This window comes from Micromonospora phytophila, from assembly GCF_023656545.1.
In the GTDB taxonomy this organism is placed as follows: Bacteria; Actinomycetota; Actinomycetes; order Mycobacteriales; family Micromonosporaceae; genus Micromonospora; species Micromonospora phytophila.
In genome coordinates this window covers 1-3,476 of the sequence record NZ_JAMOKF010000459.1, presented here as the reverse complement: position 1 = coordinate 3,476, position 3,476 = coordinate 1, and the positions used below count along the sequence as shown (strand labels likewise).

Below are 3,476 nucleotides of genomic sequence, written 5' to 3'. Positions count from 1 at the left end.
CGCCGCGCCGAAGCGCAGCGCGGCGCCGCGCTGGGGGGCGCGTGCGGCGCGGCGGGCGTACCACCGGCCGGCGACGAGGCTGCCGACCGCCCAGGAGGTCAGGAACAGCGCGGTGAAGGACTCCGGGGAGTCGGGCCTTACCAGGTTCGCCTGCACCGGCAGGCCGACGTTGTGCGAGGCCGAGCCGAAGGCGTCGACGGCCCGTACCGCGATCATCGCCACGATGATCGGTGCGATCCCGGACAGGCGCCCCGGAAGCCGCGGTCCGTGGCCGGTGGCACCGTCCCGCGCCGGACCGCGGCCCGGCCGCCGGGCGGGCAGGGCGGCGAGCAGCAGTGCGGAGAGCGCGTACGAGGCCGCGTCGAACAGGAACGCGGCGTGGTAGCCGAAGGTGGCGGCGAGCACGCCGGCACTGGCGAGGCCGAGCAGCATCGCGACGGAACGGGCCGCCACCAGGTGACTGTTGGCGCGGGACAGGTCTCGCGCCGCCACCGTGTCCGGCAGGCCGCTGCGCAGCGAGACGCTCCACAGGGTCTGACCACAGCCCAGGACGACGGCGAGCGCCCACAGGAGTGTGGGTCGCGCCCCGGCCGGCGCGGCCACCAGCGCCACGAGGGTGCCCGCCGACACCAGGTCACTGCCGATCATCAGGTGTTTGCGGGGGTGGCGGCCGGCGAGCACACCGGCCAGCGGCCCCATGACCAGTCCCGCGGTCAGCCGCACCGCCATGACCATGCCCGTCTGCATGGCCGAGCCGGTGACCTCCAGGGTGAACAGGCCGAGCACCACCAGGTTGAGGAAGCTGCCGTAGGTCGACACCGCGTACGCGGCGATGAGCAGCCGCAGTTCACGTGCCGGATGGTCGCCGGTGGGCCGCGATTCCGGTGTGCTTCCGGCCGCGACCGGCGATGGTGGCTGTGGACCGCGCCGGGGCCGGTCAGGGCTGGTGGTGGCCGGCCCGGCCGTCCGGTGCCCGGGTGGGTGAGGCGGGACCGGCGTACCCGGGGCGGCGTCCGTCCTCGGCGAGTCGGTCATCAGCGATGTGAGCGGCGGTGTCAGCGGTGCCGCGGAGTCGCGGCGGGGAACTGCTCACCGGCGAGCAGGCGGAGCAGCCGGGGCATGGCGAAGCCCGCCGGGCAACCGTCGGCCGACCACCGGGGCATGAGCAGACGGTGCCGCAGGTCGACCTCGCCGCTGCCCACCTGGTCGAGGTCGGTGCCTGCCCGGTGCAGGTGATCGGCCCTCTCGGCCATCGAGTGGCCCGGGCGGCTCGTCAGCCGCTTCCCGACGGTCCGCAAGGCCAGCGGAGGCCCCGTGCAGGTGGTGGCGATATCGAGATCTTGCGTCGTCCGCATCGCCCCGATGATATCGCCGGGAACGTCGACCGGGTGCCCCGACGAGGGCCCGACGGTCCGCCGGGCGTGCGGCCCGGACCGACGGCCCATCGTCTCATCGTGCGCTTTCCGCAGATCCGCCTGTCGGCCCGGCCGTGGCTTCCCGACGCCACATCCACCTTCATCTATTGACACACGTTGTTAACAATAGCAGCCTGAGAGAGCGCTCTCTGATGTTTCGTCGTACGTGAGGAGCTTCTCGTGGGTATCCGAAAAAAGCTGATGGCGGCGCTTTGCGCCCTCGTCGTCGGCCCGCCGATGACCGTCGTCGCGTCGTCCCCGGCCCAGGCCGTCGGTCCGGCGCTGCTGCCCGTCACGGTCACCAACAGCACCGGCCGCGGCGACGCCGTCCACCTGTACGTGATCGGCATCCAGCTCTCCAGCAACCGCCTCGGCTACGTCAACCAGGGCGGCACGTTCATTCCCTGGTCCGGCGGACAGCTTCCGCCGTCGCCCGCACCCGACGCCTCGATCCCGGGCCCCGGCAACGGGGGCAGCACGACGATTCGGTTCCCGCGCGGCTTCTCCGGCCGCGTCTACTTCTCCCTTGGCGAGAAGCTGAAGTTCTTCCTGACCCCCGACGGCCTGGTGCAACCCGCCCCGTGGGCGGGCGGCGACGCCAACCGCGACATCCTGTTCGACTGGAGCGAGTTCACCTACAACGACGCCGGGCTCTGGCTGAACAGCTCGCAGGTCGACATGTTCGCGGTGCCGCACGCGGTCACCGTCACCGGGGCCAACGGCGTCACCAAGCGGACCGGCGATGTGGTCGACAACGGCCGGAACGCCATCATCGACGGCATCCGCTCCCAGGCCGGCTGGGCGAACACGGTCCACACCCGCGCCGACGGGACGGTGCTGCGCGTGCTGGCCCCGGGCAAGGCGGCCGGGGCGGGCCTGCTCAGCGCCAGCTACCTGGACTCCTACATCGCCTGGGCCTGGAACGCGTACACCACGAAGACGCTGACCGTGGTGCCGTTCGCCAACCAGCCGAACACCCGGTACTTCGGACGGACGTCGGGCGGTGTCATGACGTTCACCAACAGCGCCGGCCAGGTCGTCGCCTCCTTCAACCGACCCTCGTCGGCGAGCGTCTGGGGCTGCGACGGCGACCTGCCCGCCCCGAACGACCTGGTCGTCGGCCCGATCTCCCGGACGCTCTGCGCGGCGCTGAACCGCGGCACGCTCGGCACCGTCGACACGCAGCCCAGCACCAACGCCGGCGAGTTCTACCGCAACAACCCGACCAACCACTACGCCCGCGTCATCCACGCCAACATGAGCGACGGCAAGGCGTACGCGTTCGCCTTCGACGACGTCGGCGCCTTCGAGTCGCTGGTCCACGACGGTGACCCGCGCGCGGCCGGCCTGATCCTGAGCCCGTTCGGCGCCGTTGGCGGCGGACCGGGGAACCCGGGTGCCGCGGTGCCGGTGCTGAGCAACTGGAACAACAAGTGCATCGACGTGCCGAACTCCGCCTTCGTCGACCGCGCCCAGTTGCAGATGTGGGGCTGCAACGGCACCAACGCGCAGAAGTGGACGTTCACCGGCAACGCGGTGCAGAGCCAGAACAACAAGTGCATGGACGTGGACGGCGGGGCGACCGGGAACGGCGCGGTGGTCCAGCTCTACACGTGCAACGGCACGGGCGCCCAGCAGTTCACGCTGAACGCGGCCGGTGACCTGGTCAACCTCCAGGCCAACAGGTGCGTGGACATCAAGGACTGGAACGGCGGCGACGGCGCGAAGCTGCAGCTCTGGGACTGCGCGGGCACCGCGAACCAGAAGTGGCGCAAGGGCTGAGGCACCGACACCTCGTCGTGGATCTTCGCGCTCGCCGGTACACCCGATGGTGCCTCCGGCCGCCCCCGGTCGCAGCGCCGGGCTGGGGGCGGCGGCGACCGCGGGAGGCCCGTCGAGTCGGTGGGCGGGCCGACGATTCGGTCGCCGTCCGTCGGGTAACCGCCGCCATGGCCCCACGCCGCCCGACCGAGGGTCCCGTCCGGCCACCCGGGGGCGAGCTGAGCGAGCGGGGCGAGCGGCTGGTGGCCGAGGCGCGCCAGCGGGGTGGCGCGGCCGGGC

General features: G+C 72.2%; 3 protein-coding genes. 1 reads left to right on the top strand and 2 read right to left on the bottom strand.

Annotated features, from left to right (window positions below):
* A partial coding sequence (locus tag NCC78_RS29530) for an MFS transporter (protein WP_284706367.1) occupies positions 1-1,035 on the bottom strand: 1,035 nt, incomplete at its 3' end.
* A gap of 20 nt (positions 1,036-1,055) precedes the next feature.
* Positions 1,056-1,355 (bottom strand): hypothetical protein, encoded by a 300-nt coding sequence (locus NCC78_RS29525; RefSeq protein ID WP_250798643.1) that lies wholly within the window; start codon positions 1,353-1,355, stop codon positions 1,056-1,058.
* A 261-nt stretch (positions 1,356-1,616) separates the two neighbouring features.
* Between NCC78_RS29525 and NCC78_RS29520 the strand changes: the two genes are divergently transcribed.
* Entirely contained in the window at positions 1,617-3,197 is a 1,581-nt protein-coding gene (locus NCC78_RS29520) for a beta-1,3-glucanase family protein (RefSeq protein WP_372495235.1), read from the top strand.
* Positions 3,198-3,476: the final 279 nt, after the last annotated feature.

Bases quoted from the DNA above. Each gene is read 5' to 3' on its own strand.
- NCC78_RS29525 (WP_250798643.1), bottom strand. From the start codon at position 1,355: ATGCGGACGACGCAAGATCTCGATATCGCCACCACCTGCACGGGGCCT.
- NCC78_RS29520 (WP_372495235.1), top strand. From the start codon at position 1,617: ATGGCGGCGCTTTGCGCCCTCGTCGTCGGCCCGCCGATGACCGTCGTC.